Source organism: Lentzea alba, from assembly GCF_011067745.1.
GTDB classification, from domain to species: Bacteria; Actinomycetota; Actinomycetes; order Mycobacteriales; family Pseudonocardiaceae; genus Lentzea; species Lentzea alba.
Genome location: NZ_JAAMPJ010000020.1, coordinates 142,908 through 158,371, shown reverse-complemented (window position 1 = coordinate 158,371; position 15,464 = coordinate 142,908). Strand labels below are relative to the sequence as shown.

Sequence of the window (15,464 nt, the reverse complement as noted above, 5' to 3'; positions counted from 1 at the left end):
GATCGCCGACTGGAACACCCACCCACGGCCGTTCATCTGGACCAAGACCGCCGAAGAGATCCTCGAGTCACTCGCACGCTTTTGTAGGCGAATTTCTGGCGCAGGACACTAGTGGTGCGACCCGGAACGTTGGCGAGGTAATCCACGCTCAGCAGGGCGCCTCGCGGCACCGCCCCCGCGCCCCCATACATCCAGTATGAAGGCGCGGGGGCGGCACCACGATGCACCCGTCTGACCGCGAATTCCCCCGGCAACGTTCCGGGCCACACCACTAGCTGGATGGACAAAAGTGTTGCCACCCGGCCATCGAGTGGCAACACTTTTGTCCATGGCCGGCACACTCGGGACCACATTCACCACGGCTGAGGCGCTCAGCAGCGGCATGCACCGCCGCGAGCTGTACGGCCTGCGTGACGACGGCGCGCTGATCGAGTTGTCTCGCGGCGTGTTCCGCTGGGCGGACGCCCCGGCGCCGACGTTCCCAGACCTGCTCGCCGTGTCCAGGCGGGTGCCGATCGCCGTCGTGTGCTGTGTGTCGGCGGCGGCGGTGTACGACCTGACCGACGAGATACCCGTCGCTGTCCAGCTCGCGGTGCCGCGCAGGCAGCGATCACCGCGGATCGACTATCCGCCGACCGAGGTGTTCCGCTTCACCGCTGAGAAGTTCGAACTTGGACTGTCCTCTGTGGAGGCTGCGCCAGGCGAGATGGTTCGTGTGTACAACAGGGAAAGGACAGTTGCCGATCTCATGCGGTTGAGGAACAGGCTGGGGGAGCCGCTCGCGCTGTCGGCGCTGCGGCGATATCTGCGCAGCCGCGATGCGCGACCACGCGATCTGCTGGTGGTGGCTCGGGAGCTCAACATCCTCGGCCCCGTGCGCACAGCGATGGACGCGGTGACGGCCGAGTGACCCGACCAACGAAGGACACCCCGGCTGGGCGTGCGTACCTGGAACTTCAGAACAGGGCTCGTCGCGACAAGCGGCCCACCCAGGAACTGCTGACGTTGTACGTGCTGGAGCGCTGGCTCGCCCGCCTCGCCGAGTCGCCGCACGTCGGCGAGTTCGTCCTCAAGGGAGGTGTACTGCTCGCGGTGTTCGAAGCGCGTCGTCCGACTGCCGACGCCGATCTGCTTGCCAGAAACATGCCCAACGACGAGGCGTCGGTGGTCGCGCGGGTGATCGAGATCGCCGAGGGGGTGCTGGATCCCGATGACGGCGTCCGCTTCCTGACCGGCACAGCGGTCGCGAGGACGATTCGTGACGACGACCTGTACTCCGGCGTGAGGGTCGGCATGGACTGCGAACTGTCGACGGCGAAGGTGAAGCTGTGGCTTGACGTGAACTTCGGCGATCCGATCACGCCGGCGCCTCGTGTTCTCGAACTGCCGTCGCAACGGCCTGGGGTTCCGGGTGTGCCAGTGCTCGGTTATCCGGTTGAAACGGTGCTGGCCGAGAAGTCGAGCACGGCGATCGCGCTCGGTGACACGAGTACCCGAGTGCGCGACTACGTGAATCTCTACACCCTGACGGGGCGGCAGGTGTTGTCGTACGAGTCGGTTCGTGCCGCCTTGGATGCGACGACGAGCCATCGCGGTGTCGAACTCCAGCCGCTGTCCGCGGTCCTCGGAGAGTTCGTGTCGTTGCGGGAGGGCGCCTATCGGGCGTTCAAGCGGCGGCTTGGTGTGGATGGCGTGCATTTGCCCGAACGATTCGCGGATGTGGTGGCTGCCGTGGTCGAGTTCGTCGACCCGCTCACCGAGGGAGACTTCCGGAAGGCCTGGAACCCCAGCGACCGGAGGTGGCTGTGAGCGGTCAGCGCCAGGCCGGATACGCCGGGGCGACCTCGGCGTAGCGCTCGCTCCAGTTCGGCGGTTCCTCGCCGTTGAGGTGCGCTTGCAACCGGTCGAGGAACGCGTGCGTGCCGGGGACGAACCCGAGTGCGTTGCGTTCGGACAGTCCGCTGTGGGTGAAGGTCAGCAGGGTCGCGTCGCCGTCGGACTCCAGCTCGTAGCGGACCACGCTGTCCTCGACGATTCGTTGGTGCCACTAGTGTTCGAAGACCGCGCGGCCGTCCTGCGGTGGCTGCCAGGTGAGGATGCGGCCCGTGACGCGCTTGGCCTCGGGTGGGGCGGGCGGGTCCTCCGGCTCGATGACGATGGTGCCGTCCTCGATGTGGGTGGTGCCGAGCCAGGCCTTGCGTTCGGCGGGGTCGGTGATCGCGGCCCAGACGTCGGCGATCGGGAACGGCAGCCTGCGCTCGAACGTGAGGATCGCGTGGGTGTCGGTGCGGGTCACGGTGCCGAGGTCGGTCATCGGTTCTCCAGGTGCTGTTCGAGGGCTGCCAGGTGGTGGCGCCAGAACCGGCGGTACGGGGTGATCCAGTCGTCGATGCGTTGCAGGCCATCGGGTTTCAGTGCGTAGATGCGTCGCTGGCCGTCGGGCCTCACCTCGACCAGGCCGACCTCGCGCAGGATCCGGAGGTGGCGGGACACGGCGGGCTGGGTCAGGGTCGGCAGGCTGCCGACGAGTTCGCCCGCGGTGTGCTCGCGTTCGGCGAGCAGGCTGATCAGGTGCCGGCGGTTCGGCTCGGCCACGGCCTCGAAGACGTCCACGAGCAGTTGTATAACGTGGTGCGTATATAAGCGCAAGTGTATATGGCGTTCTGGTGACGTTTGCGCACGTCACACGGATGGCTGCGGAAATTGTCAGACCCTCCTGTCACCATCGGGACATGGCTGAGCGCAAACCCAGAGTCACCGACTGGCGACTCGTCGTGCAGTCCCGGTTGGACCGGGTCCGCGCGGATCTGGCCGCGCTCGGACCGTCGGACCCCGTCGATCCCGAGGGCGACGTGTGGCGCCGCACCGCCGAGGAGCAGGCGGCGGTGGTGGACGCGATGCTGAGCGACCGGGAGCCGTGGTGGCGGATGCTGCCGTCGTGGTGGTCGGGCTGGTACATCGAACGGGCCTGGCGCGCCCTGCACGAGGCAGAGGTGGCGACGATCTCGGCGGAGCGCGGGTTCCTCGGGCGGTTGCCGGGGCTGCATGCGCGGGTGGCGCAGTACCTCGACGACGACGATCCCCGCCGCCGGGCGCTGGAAGCGTTGCGGCCGGGGGAGTTCACGCCCGCGGTCGAGCGCGCGATCGTGGTGGACGCGCTGCGGGCAGCGTACGACAACTCGGACTTCGCGCACGCCGGTTCCCGCGCGTTGCGCAACAAGCTGATCGCGGCGTCGCTGGTGCTGTTCGTGATCAACACGGTGCTGGGCGTCGTCGGCATCGTGAAGCCGGGCATCATCCCGCTGTGCGTCGACCCGAAGGAGAACGCGCTGCCGACGGTGTGCCCCGGCGGTACGGCCAAAGCGTCCGGTGTGGACGTCTGGCTGGTGCAGGTGCTCGGCTCGTTCGGCGCGGTGCTGGCGGCCGTGGTCCTGCTCTTACGCCGCCGGCCATCGCTCTCGCCGTACGTGATGATCGGCTACCAGGCGCTGATCAAGATCATGCTCGGTGCGGCTCTGGCGGTGGTCGGGATTCTCGCGCTCGGAGCCGGCGTCACGAGCGGGCTGATCGGGATACCTTCGGCGGCGGCTTTGCTGCTGTGGGCCGTCATCTTCGGGTACGCGCAACAGATCGGAACCCGCTTGCTGGACAAGTACACCGACGAGGTGCTGGACCAAGCTCGCCCGCTGCCCGATGCGGACAGCCCGCGGGTGGCGCCGCGATGAGCTTGTCGGATCGGGTCTCCGCTCGGATCGGCCGCGACTTCGGTGAGCGCGCTGCCGAGGCTCTGGACGCGTTGGAGCTGGCCGAGTGCGGCAACCAGGACGTCGAACGCGTCCACGCGGCGCTCGTGCTGATGGCGGACGGCAGTGTGGACCGGTTGTGGCAGGCCGTCGAGCTGAGCGCGCTGGACTGGCGCGACGTGCTCATGAACGGCGGCCTGGCGAACGGTGACTGGCCCGCGACGCTCAACCGCGAGTTCGGTCCGGCCGGCTGACCAGGCTCAGCTCGCGGTGCGCCGGTAGCTGATCAGCTCGTCGGTGCTGTCGTACCGGCTGAAGCCCGCCTTCTCCAGCACGCGGGCGGAGGCCGGGTTGGACCGCTCGACGCCGGCGTGCACGGTGTCGACGCCGTCCAGCGTCAGCGCGAAGGCAGCCAGTGCCGCGGCCGCTTCCGAGGCGTAGCCGCGTCCCTGGCGTGACGGCACGACGCCGTAACCGATCTCCACCTGCCCGTCGGAAGGAGGCCAGAAGAGACCCAGCGATCCCACGACCTCAGAGCTGGACCGCTCGATGATCAGGCGGTGCCCGAACGGCGAGAGCCACTCGGGGTTCGAGGCGATGACGCCGGCGATCACGGTGTCGCCCTCGGCGGGGAAGTCGGCGGCCCACGGGCTCTGGCGGTCGCCGTCGATCACGGCCTGGACGTCGGTGGAGGTCCACGGGCGCAGGATCAGGCGTTCGGAAACAAGATCGGTCACCGGCGCACGCTAACCACGGCCTGCGTGGAGGTGCGAGCGAGTTTCGGCGCACCCCGTGCCCTTCCGCACGGTCAGAGCGAACGCAAGCTCCCGCGTGCGCTCCGGTGGCGGCGTGTCGAGGCATCCTGCGCCGTGGCGAAGAAGCGATTTTGCCAGCGAACCTCCGGGTCGCGCCGCTAGCTTGGACGCTCGGCGATCACCTGGGGGAACGGTCATGAGAGGTCGGCTGGCGCTCGGCGGCTACTTCTTCCTGCACGGCGCGGTCAGCAGCAGTTGGCTGTCCGCGATGACCATGTTCATCAGCAGGTTCGCCAGTCCGGACAGCCTGGGCGCGGGCATCATGGTCGGCCTGGTGGTGTTGCTGGGCGTTGCCCTGGCGCCGCTCGGCATGCCTCTCGGTGCCTGGCTGGTCGGCCGGTGGGGTGCGCGGCGCGTCGCGGTGGCGTCGGCGGTCGCGGCCGGACTCGTCCTCGGTGGATCGGCGTTCGTGGGCAGCCTCGGTGTGCTCGCGCTGGCCATGGTCGGGCTGGCGTTGGCCAACGGTGCGCTGCTCGTCGCCATGAACCTGCTCGCTGCCGGTGTCGAGCGGGAGAGCGGGCGGCTGTTCCTGCCTTGGTGTCACGGGTTGCTGGCGCTCGGCGGGCTCGTGGGCGTCTTGCTGGCGGTACAGCGGATCAGCGCGCACGTGCCGCAGATCGAGCAGCTGCTGTGGACGGCGGCGGTCAGCGTTGCCCTCGCCGTCGGTCTCGCCAAGTCGTTGCCGGACGGGGAGATCGAGGACATCAGGCCGCGGATGCCGCAGCACTTCGCGATGCTCGCGGTGCTGGCGTTCGCGGCGGGCGTGGCGGCGGACGTGGTGCCCAGGAGTGCGTCGTGGCGGCTGGAGATCGCGGTGGGGGCCATCAGCTTGCGCGGCGAGCATGCTCTCGCGCTCGGGATGGCCGTCGGCGGGCTCGCGGGCGGGCTGGTCGCGGCCCGCATCGGCGTGCGGAACCTGCTGAACGCGAGCGCCGGACTCACGGCGCTCGGGCTGGTCTGGCTCCTGCTGGTGGGGGACACGGCTGCGTCGCTGGGCGGGTTCCTGGTCACCGGGCTGGGGCTGGCGTGCGTGTTCCCGGTGGCGCTCAGCCTGGCGGCGGCGCGGGGGAGCGCCCGGCACGCGATCGCGGCCCTGTCGGTGATCGGGTACGTCGGAACTTTGTCCGGTACTCAGTTGACGGCGTGGTTGTCCTACCTCCTCGACGTGCGCTTCCAGCTGGCGTACGTGCTGGTGGTGCCGGTGGTCGTGGTGGTGGCCGGCACGGTGCTCAGTCGCGGCTCCGCTCCCGCACCGCGTTGATCACCTCGGCGTCCCACCGGTGCGTGCGGATCAGCCGGTACCGCTCCGCCGCGACCCACATGTAGGCCTCGGTCTCGGTCCGGTTCCCGATCATGTCGGCCTGCCGCAGCATCGCCACGACGGGTTGGTACTCGTCCGCGTACCAGCGGCGGGCGAGCTCCGCGCGGTCCAGGAACTGGCCCGTGTCCTGCATCAGGCGGAAGCCCCAGGCCTCGACGTGCTCGCCGAGCTCGGCGTAGTCCCACGGGTCCGACAGCACGACGGCGGCGCGGGCCTCACCGGACAGGGGCACGCGGTCCAGGAACAGGCGGCGGTAGTCCTTCACGATCAGGTCGCCGCGGTACCGGATGCCGGACGAGTTCACGCGGGTGATCACCTGGGTCACGTAGGCGTCGATCACCGTCAGGCCCAGGGCGTGCGCGACGGAGACGCGGTGGTGGCCGTCGATGATGAAGTGCAGCTCCCCGATCCGGTAGACCTCGATCGGCGGGACGTTCTCGCCTCGGCGTGCGGCCAGGGCCAGTCGTTGCCAGCGTTCGCGGACGCGGCCGGAGGTCGGGCGGAAGCGGCGGTCGAAGTCGCGGGTGCGGTCGACACTGCCCACGATCGAGTCCAGGCGGATCGACTGCAGGCCCAGGCGTTTCTCGGACAGCATGCCCAGGGCGTCCACGACCTCGTGGAACGGCAGCATGATGTTCACGTCGTCCGGCTCGCGGCGCAGCCAGGCCGCCAGGCGTGACATCACCTGACGGCGGCGGGCTCGCAGGAAGTCGTTCTCGGCGTCGGCGACGGGAAAACCGGTGTCACGTTTCATCACGAGCTCCCGAAATGTCCAGCACCTTGTACGGAACGACGTTGACCACGCGGGTTGCGCCCAACGCGCGGTCTGGCCGTGGCACGCCGTGGGGATGGATGTGGCCGTGCAACAAGAAACCGGGTTGCAGCCGTGAGACCAGGCCGCGCAAACACTCGAAACCGCGGTGCGGTGCGTCAGGCTCGTCACCGCAGCCGAGCGGTGGTGAGTGGGTCAGCAGCACGTCCACGCCACGTCCGTCCCGCAGCCTGCGCCACCCGGCCAGCCGGGACACCCGGCGGGCACGGCGGGCCTGCTGCCGTTCCGTCCACTGGTTCGGGCCCTTGTTGTAGCGGATCGAACCACCGAGACCGGCGATGCGCAGGCCGGCGACGTCGACCACGCGTTCGTCCGCGTTCACCGCACCGGTTGGACCTGGCCAGCGGACCGGCACGCCCGCCTTGGTCCACAGGCCGCGCACGTTCGAGTAGCCGGACAGGTCGACGTCGTGGTTGCCGGGGACGAACACCAGCGGTCTGTCCAGCGCGTTGGCCAGGAACTCCAGGTAGTCGAAGGGGAGGTCGCCGGCCGCGAGGATCAGGTCCACGTCGAGGGCGTGCACCTGTTCGGTCCACAGCTGTTCGGCCACTTCGTCCGCCACTGCCAAAATCCTGGGCATTTCAGCAGCGTAATTAACCCTTCTCCAGATGACGCGGCTCAGCGCTGCCACTAGCGTCAACACCGTGCTTGCCGAGCTGTTCACCGCGGCCGCCAACGCCTGCCGTGACCGCAGTCCGCTGACCCAGCGACTGCTCGACGACGCCGCCGAGGACCTGAGGCAGGGCGGTGTCACGTCCAGGATCATGGCGGGCTCCGAACGCGACCGGGAGGGCACGATGCCCGGGCTGCGGTTCGCGGGCGCCGTCCACCGGCTCGTGCTCGAAGGGCGCGCGCCGGGCCTCGCGAAGCACTACCCGTCGGTGGGTGGTCAGCCGGACCTGCCGACGCTGTGGGAGGCCGCGCTGCCCGCCCTCGGCGAGCACGCGGACCTGTTGAGGCAACGCGTGCAGGCCACCGTCGTGCAGACCAACGAACCCGGCCGCAGCGCACCCCTCTACGGCGGCCTGATGGTCGCCGCGCAGGAGGCTGCCAAAGCGGCCGGCCGGCACGTGCCGTTCTGCGTGCGGCTGCTGGAGGTCGGCGCGAGCGGCGGGCTCAACCTGCGCCCGCACCACGTCGGCTACCGGCTCGAGGACACCGTGCTCGGCGACCCGGACAGCCTCCTCGTCCTCGACCCGGAGTGGACCGGCAGGCCGCCGGCGGACCTCAGCCACCGGCTGCGCGTCGTCGGCAGGGCCGGCTGCGACCTCAGCCCGGTCGACGTGTCCACAGAGGACGGACGGCTGCACCTGAGCTCCTTCGTCTGGGCGGACCAGCTCGGCAGGTGGAACCGGCTGAGGGACGCGCTGGACCTCGCTGCGACGGATCCGGTGAAGGTCGAACGGTCAGCGGGCCCCGAGTGGCTCGCGAAGCAGCTCGCCCGCGCCGAACGCGACGTGCTGACGGTCGTGTGGCATTCCGTGGTGTGGCAGTACGTTTCGCCCGCGGACCGGGCGATGGGCCGGGCCGTGCTGGCCGACGCGGCCGCGAAGGCCACCCCCACGACACCGTTGGCGCTGCTGGTGTTCGAGCCGCGCCGCACGGACGACGACTACCGCTTCGAACTGCTGCTCAAGCTCTGGCCCGCCGGCATCTCGCTGAACCTCGGCTACGGTGCGGGCCACGGCACGCCGTTCACGTGGGACGTCACCCCGTGGGAGTGATCACCGCGTTCACCACGTAGCGCCCGTCCAGTTCCTCGACGGGCATCCGGAACACGCCGTGCGTGCCGGAGCGGGTGTACTCCACGACGACCACGCCGTCGCGGTACTGACCGCCGTCCACCGTGGCGGTGGCGAAGTGCTCGACGGTCGACTTCGCCACGTCCTCGCCGCCGACCGCGAGCAACGGCTGCAGCTTGCGGAAGTCGTGTGTGCGCAAGGCGTTCGTCACTTCGGAGGCGAGCGCTTCCGGTGACTCGGCCCCCGGATCCGGCCAGAACGCGATGAGCACGAACACCATCGTGAGCCAGCCGGCCGGGAACACCAGCAGCCAGAACCTGAGGTTCGTCAGCCGCTCGTACACGTCAGGGCGTTCCCGAGATCAGCACGAACACGGTGGTGATCCAGCAGAGCAGGAACGCGAGGATCCAGAACCGGACGTTGGTCAGCAATCTGGTCATGACAGAGCCCTTCTACAACGAACAAAGCGAGCGAAACCGGGACTTACAGCCAGCGATTTCGGCGCAATATTCGGTAGAGCGTCAGGCAGGCGATGAGGACCAGACTCATCACCAGGGGATAGCCGAACTTCCACTTCAGCTCGGGCATGTAGTCGAAGTTCATGCCGTACACGCCGACGACCATGGTGGGCACGGAGATGATCGCGACCCACGAGGTGATCTTGCGCATGTCGGTGTTCTGCTGCAGCGTGATCTTCGCGAGGGTCGCGTCGACCAGCGTGGTCAGCAGCTCGTCGAACGCCGTGACGCGTTCGGACACCTCGGTGAGGTGGTCGTCGACGTCGCGGAAGAACGCCCGCACCTGCTCGGGGATGAGCGGCGTGTAGCCCTCGGCCAAGCGGCGCAACGGGTTCGCGAGCGGCATCACCGCGCGGCGCAGCTCCACCACCTCGCGCTTGAACATGTAGATCTGCTCCGCGCTCACCTCGGTGCGCGGCGCGAAGACCCGCTCTTCCATGCGGTCGATGTCGTCCTCGATGTGGTCGGTGACCTCGAGGTAGTTGTCCACCACCTGGTCGGCGATCGCGTGCATCACCGCGGACGGGCCGATCTCCAGCCGCTCCGGGTCGGCCTCCAGCACGTGGCGGAGCTTGGAGAGCCCGGAGTGGTTGCCGTGCCGCACGGTGATGACGAAGTCCTTGCCCAGGAACACCATGATCTCGCCGGACTCGACGATCTCGTTGGCGGTGTCGGGGGACTCGTTGGTCACGTACCGGACGGTCTTGAAGACCATGAAGAGCGTGTTGTCGTACCGCTCGAGCTTCGGGCGCTGGTGCGCGTGCACCGCGTCCTCGACGGCGAGCTCGTGCAGTCCGAACGTCTCCGCGATGCCCTCGATCTGCTCGGCGTCCGGCTCGTGCAGTCCGATCCAGACGAACCCGTCCTTGCGCTTGCGCACTTCCTTGACGGCGTCGGCGTGCGTCCAGCGGCCGGGCAAGCGCTTGCCGTCGACGTAGACCGCGCAGTCGACCACGTAGTGCGACAACGGCACGGAGATGTGCGGCGTCGGACGCTGCTGAGCGCCACGGCCGCGGATCGAGGGCAGGCTGGGCATGGTGAGTTCCTCCAGGTACACACGCCGGCGTGGAAGTGCGAAAGCACGACGGGCGTCCTGACCAGGTGGAACCGGAACTTCTAGATGGATCTAGAAGGCCACCTCGGTGAGAACGCGCTTGGTACTGGCAGGGTGGGGGTCCTTGCTCATTTAGGGGTCCTCACCTCCTCGGGGCGAAGGTCACTGGTGGTGGAAATCCTCACACACCGGTTGCCGAGGGTACTCCCTCTCTGTTCAGACTGTCTCCCCACCTGACACAGATCTCGATCACACGTAGTTGGAGGCGCGGTGCAGTTCGGTCGGTACTACGAGGAGTTCGAGGTCGGAGCGATCTACAAGCACTGGCCGGGCAAGACGGTCACGGAGTACGACGACCACCTGTTCTGCCTGCTCACGATGAATCACCACCCGCTCCACATGGACGTGAACTACGCGGAGAACACGACGGACTTCGGCAAGAACGTCGTCGTCGGCAACTACATCTACTCGTTGCTGCTGGGCATGTCCGTGCCGGACGTCTCCGGCAAGGCGATCGCCAACCTGGAGATCGAGTCGCTGCGGCACGTGAAGCCGACGTTCCACGGTGACACGATCTACGGTGAGACCGAGGTGCTCGACAAGACGCCGTCCAAGTCGAAGGACGACAGGGGCGTGGTCTACGTGGAGACTCGCGGTTACAAGCAGGACGGCACGGTCGTGTGCATCTTCCGCCGCAAGGTCATGGTGCCGAAGCAGTCCTACGGCGAGGCTCGCGGCGGCGAGCAGCCAGGGCGCCCTGAACCCAAGGAGTGACGTGAGTTCTCTGGATCTGGCACAGCAGCGTCTCAGGGCGTTCGCGCAGGAGGCGGCGGGCATCTCGCCGCTCTACGAGCACCTGGCGTCGCGTGCTGCCGAGGATCCGGAGGTGGCCGATCTGCTGACCGCCGCCGGCGAGGACAACGTCTCGGGCGAACTCCTGCTGGCGGCGGCGCATCGGCTCGTGCAAGCGGAACCGTTCCATCAGCTCTCGAACTACTACCCGTCGCTCGGTGGCACTTATGGCGCGGACGAGAGCACCTGGCCGTTGTTCCGGGACTTCCTGCTCGAGCGCGCCGAACGCGTGCGGAAGCTCGTCAGTTCGCAGGTGATCCAGACGAACGAAGTGCGGCGCGCGGCCCTGCTCTACCCGGCGGTGGCCGCCGCGGCGAAGCAGGCGGGCGGGCCGATCGGGCTCGTGGAGGCCGCGACGACGGCGGGACTGCTGCTCGGGCTCGACCAGTACTCGTACCGCTACCAGACCCAGGAGGCCGGGCAGGTCGTCGCCGGTCCCGCCAAGGCCGCGCTGGGCCTGCACTGCGCGCTGGAGCTCGCGCCGGGAGCGGTGCTGCCGAAGCTGCCCAAGACGGTCAAGGTGGCCGCGAAGGCGGGCATCGGCGTCGCACCTGCCGACCTGACCGACGAGGACGCCTACGCGTGGCTGGAAGCGTGCGTGTGGGCCGACCAGCCGGAGCGGCTGAGGTTGTTCGGGGTGGCGTGCGGGGTCCTGCGCAAGAACCCGCCGCGGCTCGTCGCCGGCGATCCGGTCGCGGATCTGGCCAAGGCGGTCGAGGGGATCGACGCGCCGCTCGTCGTCATCACGAGCGGGTCCGGGCTCGACCTCGTGCCTGCTTTGTCTGCTTTGGGCAGACCTGCGTGGTGGGCCGCCCACGAGGGCGGTGAGCTGCGACTCATCCGGGTGCGTGACGCGGAGGTCGAGACGACCACTCTGGCCACCACCGAGGCCCATGGGCAACGTCTCGTTTGGCGCTGAGGCTCTTCCTCGATCGCGTGAACCCTGATCAGGCCCTGGGCAGGCAGTTCCATTCGGAAAGCGCTTCCACGAGACCGTCGGTGGTCGGAAGTGTGGCCAAGGTCGCACTGTCGGCCCAAGCGACATCCGATGCGTCGTCGCCCGCTCGGAGCACACCCGACGTGACCTGGCATTCGTAGTCGAAGATCAAGAAAACCCCGTTCGGGGCCGGTCGCTCGACGCGGCCGACGAGACGGCCGACGGTGACGGAGAGTCCAGTCTCTTCGGCGACTTCCCTAGTCACGGCCGCTTCGTCCGTCTCCCCAGACTCCACGCGCCCACCTGGTATCGACCACAGGCCCTCACCTGGAGGATTGGCGCGTCGCACGAGCAGTAGTCGCCCGTTCGAGTCATGCACGAGTGCTCCGACGCAACGGATCGTGCGCTTGCTGCCGACTGTCACGAACACGAAGCGTAGTCACCCCGGAACGGCGGTGCAGCTCACTACCCCGGCTGCGGTACAAATCTCCCAAGGTGCTGAATCGTGCTGTACAACGGTCACGAACGGCGCCAAACGGGTGCGGACGCGGACGGGGTGGACACCGTGAACCTGAAGAAGATCCTCACTTTCGCCGGCATCGCCTTGCTGCTGTTCTTCCTCATCGCGGAGCCGCAGCAGGCCGCGCAGCTGGTCACCAACATCCTCAACTCGCTGCGAACTGCGGCTGAGGCCCTGATCACCTTCGTGCGACAATTGTTCTAGTTCACCCGGTACACCGGGCGGGCAGGACAGAGCACTGGCTGGTACCAGAAAGGGCTGGTAGCGCATGTTCGCACCACGTGATCCGGACGACTACCTGCTGTCTAGCGAGCGTCGGGTCATCCGGGTGCGCAGGCACTGGTCCTATCTGATCTGGGACGTCCTGGAGGCGGCGGCACTGCTGGCCGGCTTCATGATGATCTCGTACCTGCTGCCGTCGAACGCGGGCGTGATCCAGAACGTCCTGTGGTACGGCGGACTGCTCGTGCTGTTGCGGCTGTCCTACTTCATCATCGAGTGGTGGGTCGAACGCATCGTCGTGACCGACAAGCGGTTCATGCTGACATCGGGCGTCTTCGAGACCAAGGTCGCGATGATGCCCATCAGCAAGGTCACCGACCTCACCTACGAGCGCACCGTGGGCGGACGCATGTTCGGCTACGGCACGCTCATCGTGGAGTCGGCCGGTCAGATCCAGGCGCTGAACCGCCTGGAGTTCCTGCCGGACCCCGAAGAGGTGTACGACGCCATCTCGGAGCTGACCTTCGGCGACAAGAAGGCACAGGCCGAGCGGTTCTCGATGATCAAGGCGCAGCGGGCGGCGCGCGGGAAGAAGATGGTCCCTTGACATCCTCTCCGCCCTAACGGGTGGAGATTCCCTCCACACCGCGGTGTGTGGAACGCGCGGTGTCCAGGTGGGTTACCGCTTCGCCGCGAGGTGCCGGCATCGCTGCCGGTCTTACCCTCGCTCCACGGTCGTTGAAGTCCGCCTGCCCGGCGGCCTTGATGTTCTTGGCAGCGTTGATGTCTCGATCGTGGGTGCAGCCGCACGGGCAGTCCCACGATCGGACGTCGAGCGCCATCTTGTCGTTGATCCGGCCGCAACAAGAGCACATCCGCGTGGATGGGAAGAACCGGTCCACCCTGGCGAAGGTGCGCCCGTATCTCGCGGCTTTGTACTCCAACATGGCCGTGAAGCTGGCCCAGCCTGCATCGTGCACGGACTTCGCCAGTCGGGTCCGGCCCAGACCAGCCACGCACAGATCCTCGACATAGACCGCTTGGTTGTCGCGGATGATCGATGTCGAGAGTTTGTGCTGCCAGTCGCGCCGCATGTTGGCAACCCTGGCGTGCACCCGTGCGACCTTCACGACTGCTTTTCTTCGCCGGTTCGATCCGTTGGTCTTGCGGGACAGCGCCCGTTGCAGCTTTTTGAGTTGGCTGGCCGCGCGGCGCAGAAACTTCGGCGCGGCCACCTTGGTGCCGTCCGACAGGACGGCGAAGTGGGCCAGCCCCAGGTCGATACCCACCTCAGAATCCGAGGGTGGCAACGGATCGTCTGTTGTCCGAACGACGAACGACGCGAAGTACCGGTCGGCCGCATCTTTGATCACGGTGACGCTGGACGGATCTGCTGGGAGCGGGCGTGACCAGCGTACGGGCACGTCGCCGATCTTCGGCAGTCGCAGGCGGCCGTTGTCCAGGACCTTGAACCTGGCGTTGTTCGTGAAGCGGATGGCCTGCCGGTTGTCTTTGCGTGACCGGAAACGGGGCGGTGCGACCTTGCGGCCCTTGCTTGCCCGACAGCGAGGCGAAAAAGTTGCGGTACGCCACGTTCAGATCGGCCAGCGCCTGCTGCAGTACGACCGAGGAGACTTCTCCCAGCCATGCTCGTTGTGGGGTGGCTTTCGCAGCTGTGAGCTGCTTCGACAGCTCGGCGTCCGACAGGTGCGGCAGTCCCTCGGCTCGTGCTTGCTGCCGCGCCCGCAGCCCGTCGTTGAACACCACCCTGGCGCACCCGAACGACCGGGCCAGCGCCTCACACTGGACAGCGTCCGGGTAGAGCCGGTAATGGAAACGGAGCTGCACTCGCGCACCGTACCAATGGATCAATGACCGATCTTGCATGCACCCGCACTGGTCGGATAGTGCAGAACCTCCTGGTCCAGGGCGCTGCTCGGGCCTTGGTGGCCGGTTAGCCTCCGCCCTTCACCCGTCCGCCGTGAAGGGCGGAGGCTGACTGCAACCCCAGTAGCCGGACCTCACAGGGGCGTCGTCCACACTGGACGACGTGGTCATCGATCTGCACACCCATTCGACCGAGTCCGACGGCACCGACAGCCCTGCCGAACTGGTGAGGGCCGCGGGTCTAGCCGGACTGGACGCGGTGGCGATCACCGACCACGACACCGCCGCCGGATGGGCCGCTGCCGCTGCCGCGCTGCCTCCTGGCCTGCGGCTCGTGCGCGGAGCCGAGTTGTCGTGCGCCTGCCCGGACGGCCGCGGGCGCACGATCACCGTTCATCTGCTGGCGTACCTCTACGACCCGACGCACGCGGCGTTGATGGCCGAGCAGTCGCGGTTGCGCGAGGAGCGGCGGCACCGGCTGCAGAAGATGGCCGAGATGATGAAGGCCGACGGGTTCCCGATCGACCCCGAAGACCTGATGTCGCGGCTGCCGTTCGACGCGCCGGCCGGTCGCCCGCACCTGGCGCAGGCGCTGATCCGCGGCGGGGTCGTCTCGTCCGTCGACGAGGCGTTCGCGACCTACCTGACCGGTGGGCGTTACTACGTGGGACGGACGGACACGCCCGTCGAGCGCGCGATCGAGATGATCGCCGAGGCCGGTGGCGTGACCGTGCTCGCGCACCCGTTCGCTGTTTCCCGCGGTCCGATCGTGACCGCCGACGTCGTGCGTTCGCTGGCTGAGGCCGGCCTCGGCGGCATCGAGGTGGACCACCCCGACCACGACGCCGACACCCGTGTCTCGTTGCGGGCGCTGGCCGCTGAGCTGGATCTGATCGTCACCGGGTCGAGTGACTACCACGGCACGAACAAGACGGTGCGGCTCGGTGCGGAGACGACGGCGCCGGAAATGCTGGATGCTCTGGCCGAACGGGCGACAGGCGGCAAGATCCTCGTCGGATAG

The 15,464-nt window shown here is 67.9% G+C and carries 21 protein-coding genes and 1 pseudogene; 11 read left to right on the top strand and 11 right to left on the bottom strand.

Annotation, left to right across the window (positions count from 1 at the left end):
* The first annotated feature begins 328 nt into the window (after positions 1-328).
* Positions 329-910, top strand: coding sequence for a type IV toxin-antitoxin system AbiEi family antitoxin domain-containing protein (locus G7043_RS45930; RefSeq protein WP_166055771.1), 582 nt, complete (start codon positions 329-331; stop codon positions 908-910).
* Positions 907-1,809 carry a nucleotidyl transferase AbiEii/AbiGii toxin family protein gene (locus G7043_RS45925; protein WP_166055769.1) on the top strand — a complete coding sequence of 301 codons (903 nt, stop codon included), beginning with the start codon at positions 907-909 and terminating at the stop codon, positions 1,807-1,809. Before G7043_RS45930 ends, G7043_RS45925 begins: the two co-directional genes overlap by 4 nt.
* Positions 1,810-1,813: 4 nt before the next feature.
* On the opposite strand, the gene G7043_RS49135 is transcribed toward G7043_RS45925, so the two are convergent.
* The 3 genes from G7043_RS49135 to G7043_RS45915 are packed head-to-tail and all read right to left on the bottom strand — an operon-like array spanning position 1,814 to position 2,613.
* Positions 1,814-2,020 carry a hypothetical protein gene (locus tag G7043_RS49135; RefSeq protein ID WP_242643412.1) on the bottom strand — a complete coding sequence of 69 codons (207 nt, stop codon included), beginning with the start codon at positions 2,018-2,020 and terminating at the stop codon, positions 1,814-1,816.
* A gap of 27 nt (positions 2,021-2,047) precedes the next feature.
* Entirely contained in the window at positions 2,048-2,314 is a 267-nt protein-coding gene (locus G7043_RS49130; protein ID WP_242643411.1) for a hypothetical protein, read from the bottom strand.
* Positions 2,311-2,613 (bottom strand): ArsR/SmtB family transcription factor, encoded by a 303-nt coding sequence (locus G7043_RS45915; RefSeq protein WP_166055768.1) that lies wholly within the window; start codon positions 2,611-2,613, stop codon positions 2,311-2,313. The genes G7043_RS49130 and G7043_RS45915 overlap by 4 nt, the downstream gene beginning before the upstream one ends.
* Before the next feature lie 119 nt (positions 2,614-2,732).
* On the opposite strand from G7043_RS45915, the gene G7043_RS45910 reads away from it, so the two are divergent.
* Entirely contained in the window at positions 2,733-3,725 is a 993-nt protein-coding gene (locus tag G7043_RS45910) for a hypothetical protein (protein ID WP_166055766.1), read from the top strand.
* Entirely contained in the window at positions 3,722-3,997 is a 276-nt protein-coding gene (locus G7043_RS45905; protein WP_166055764.1) for a hypothetical protein, read from the top strand. Before G7043_RS45910 ends, G7043_RS45905 begins: the two co-directional genes overlap by 4 nt.
* Before the next feature lie 6 nt (positions 3,998-4,003).
* Here the strand turns inward: G7043_RS45905 and G7043_RS45900 are convergent, their stop codons facing one another.
* Positions 4,004-4,480: a GNAT family N-acetyltransferase gene (locus G7043_RS45900; protein WP_166055762.1), complete on the bottom strand. Its 477-nt coding sequence runs from the start codon at positions 4,478-4,480 to the stop codon at positions 4,004-4,006.
* A 214-nt stretch (positions 4,481-4,694) separates the two neighbouring features.
* On the opposite strand from G7043_RS45900, the gene G7043_RS45895 reads away from it, so the two are divergent.
* Positions 4,695-5,819, top strand: coding sequence for an MFS transporter (locus G7043_RS45895; RefSeq protein WP_166055760.1), 1,125 nt, complete (start codon positions 4,695-4,697; stop codon positions 5,817-5,819).
* On the opposite strand, the gene G7043_RS45890 is transcribed toward G7043_RS45895, so the two are convergent.
* Positions 5,788-6,633 (bottom strand): chromosome partitioning protein ParB, encoded by an 846-nt coding sequence (locus G7043_RS45890; protein ID WP_166055758.1) that lies wholly within the window; start codon positions 6,631-6,633, stop codon positions 5,788-5,790. The two genes, G7043_RS45895 and G7043_RS45890, sit on opposite strands and share 32 nt — an antisense overlap.
* On the bottom strand, positions 6,623-7,291 hold the full coding sequence (locus tag G7043_RS45885; protein WP_166055756.1) for a metallophosphoesterase family protein: 669 nt from the start codon (positions 7,289-7,291) through the stop codon (positions 6,623-6,625). Before G7043_RS45885 ends, G7043_RS45890 begins: the two co-directional genes overlap by 11 nt.
* A 64-nt stretch (positions 7,292-7,355) precedes the next feature.
* Here G7043_RS45885 and G7043_RS45880 point away from each other — a divergent pair, with 64 nt between their 5' ends.
* Positions 7,356-8,435 (top strand): DUF2332 domain-containing protein, encoded by a 1,080-nt coding sequence (locus G7043_RS45880; RefSeq protein WP_166055754.1) that lies wholly within the window; start codon positions 7,356-7,358, stop codon positions 8,433-8,435.
* Here the strand turns inward: G7043_RS45880 and G7043_RS45875 are convergent.
* Positions 8,419-8,796, bottom strand: a complete 378-nt coding sequence (locus G7043_RS45875; protein WP_166055525.1) for a hypothetical protein — start codon at positions 8,794-8,796, stop codon at positions 8,419-8,421. The two genes, G7043_RS45880 and G7043_RS45875, sit on opposite strands and share 17 nt — an antisense overlap.
* A 140-nt stretch (positions 8,797-8,936) precedes the next feature.
* Positions 8,937-10,007, bottom strand: a complete 1,071-nt coding sequence (gene corA / locus G7043_RS45870; protein WP_166055752.1) for a magnesium/cobalt transporter CorA — start codon at positions 10,005-10,007, stop codon at positions 8,937-8,939.
* A 288-nt stretch (positions 10,008-10,295) separates the two neighbouring features.
* On the opposite strand from corA, the gene G7043_RS45865 reads away from it, so the two are divergent.
* Positions 10,296-10,799, top strand: coding sequence for a MaoC family dehydratase (locus G7043_RS45865; RefSeq protein WP_086663075.1), 504 nt, complete (start codon positions 10,296-10,298; stop codon positions 10,797-10,799).
* Position 10,800: 1 nt separating this feature from the next.
* Positions 10,801-11,796, top strand: coding sequence for a DUF2332 domain-containing protein (locus tag G7043_RS45860; protein ID WP_166055750.1), 996 nt, complete (start codon positions 10,801-10,803; stop codon positions 11,794-11,796).
* A gap of 28 nt (positions 11,797-11,824) precedes the next feature.
* On the opposite strand, the gene G7043_RS45855 is transcribed toward G7043_RS45860, so the two are convergent.
* The gene (locus tag G7043_RS45855; protein ID WP_166055748.1) at positions 11,825-12,238 is read right to left on the bottom strand and encodes an NUDIX hydrolase; all 414 of its coding nucleotides are present in this window, start codon (positions 12,236-12,238) and stop codon (positions 11,825-11,827) included.
* An 81-nt stretch (positions 12,239-12,319) separates the two neighbouring features.
* Between G7043_RS45855 and G7043_RS45850 the strand changes: the two genes are divergently transcribed.
* Together G7043_RS45850 and G7043_RS45845 are read left to right on the top strand one after the other, a co-directional pair.
* Positions 12,320-12,538, top strand: coding sequence for a hypothetical protein (locus G7043_RS45850; RefSeq protein WP_086663077.1), 219 nt, complete (start codon positions 12,320-12,322; stop codon positions 12,536-12,538).
* Positions 12,539-12,602: 64 nt separating this feature from the next.
* On the top strand, positions 12,603-13,163 hold the full coding sequence (locus G7043_RS45845) for a PH domain-containing protein (protein WP_166055746.1): 561 nt from the start codon (positions 12,603-12,605) through the stop codon (positions 13,161-13,163).
* A gap of 13 nt (positions 13,164-13,176) precedes the next feature.
* Here G7043_RS45845 and G7043_RS49125 read toward each other — a convergent pair whose 3' ends face one another.
* Together G7043_RS49125 and G7043_RS49120 are read right to left on the bottom strand one after the other, a co-directional pair.
* On the bottom strand, positions 13,177-14,052 hold the full coding sequence (locus G7043_RS49125; protein WP_313888424.1) for an RNA-guided endonuclease InsQ/TnpB family protein: 876 nt from the start codon (positions 14,050-14,052) through the stop codon (positions 13,177-13,179).
* Between the two features lie 280 nt (positions 14,053-14,332).
* A pseudogene (locus G7043_RS49120) lies at positions 14,333-14,443 on the bottom strand (helix-turn-helix domain-containing protein); the annotation flags it as partial.
* 163 nt (positions 14,444-14,606) lie between these two features.
* Here G7043_RS49120 and G7043_RS45835 point away from each other — a divergent pair.
* Entirely contained in the window at positions 14,607-15,464 is an 858-nt protein-coding gene (locus G7043_RS45835) for a PHP domain-containing protein (protein WP_313888420.1), read from the top strand.

Excerpts from the sequence above, each read along its gene's own strand:
- G7043_RS45930 (WP_166055771.1), top strand. The coding sequence starts at position 329 with ATGGCCGGCACACTCGGGACCACATTCACCACGGCTGAGGCGCTCAGC.
- G7043_RS49130 (WP_242643411.1), bottom strand. The coding sequence starts at position 2,314 with ATGACCGACCTCGGCACCGTGACCCGCACCGACACCCACGCGATCCTC.
- G7043_RS45910 (WP_166055766.1), top strand. The coding sequence starts at position 2,733 with ATGGCTGAGCGCAAACCCAGAGTCACCGACTGGCGACTCGTCGTGCAG.
- G7043_RS45905 (WP_166055764.1), top strand. The coding sequence starts at position 3,722 with ATGAGCTTGTCGGATCGGGTCTCCGCTCGGATCGGCCGCGACTTCGGT.
- G7043_RS45895 (WP_166055760.1), top strand. The coding sequence starts at position 4,695 with ATGAGAGGTCGGCTGGCGCTCGGCGGCTACTTCTTCCTGCACGGCGCG.
- G7043_RS45890 (WP_166055758.1), bottom strand. The coding sequence starts at position 6,633 with ATGAAACGTGACACCGGTTTTCCCGTCGCCGACGCCGAGAACGACTTC.
- G7043_RS45885 (WP_166055756.1), bottom strand. The coding sequence starts at position 7,291 with ATGCCCAGGATTTTGGCAGTGGCGGACGAAGTGGCCGAACAGCTGTGG.
- corA (WP_166055752.1), bottom strand. The coding sequence starts at position 10,007 with ATGCCCAGCCTGCCCTCGATCCGCGGCCGTGGCGCTCAGCAGCGTCCG.
- G7043_RS45845 (WP_166055746.1), top strand. The coding sequence starts at position 12,603 with ATGTTCGCACCACGTGATCCGGACGACTACCTGCTGTCTAGCGAGCGT.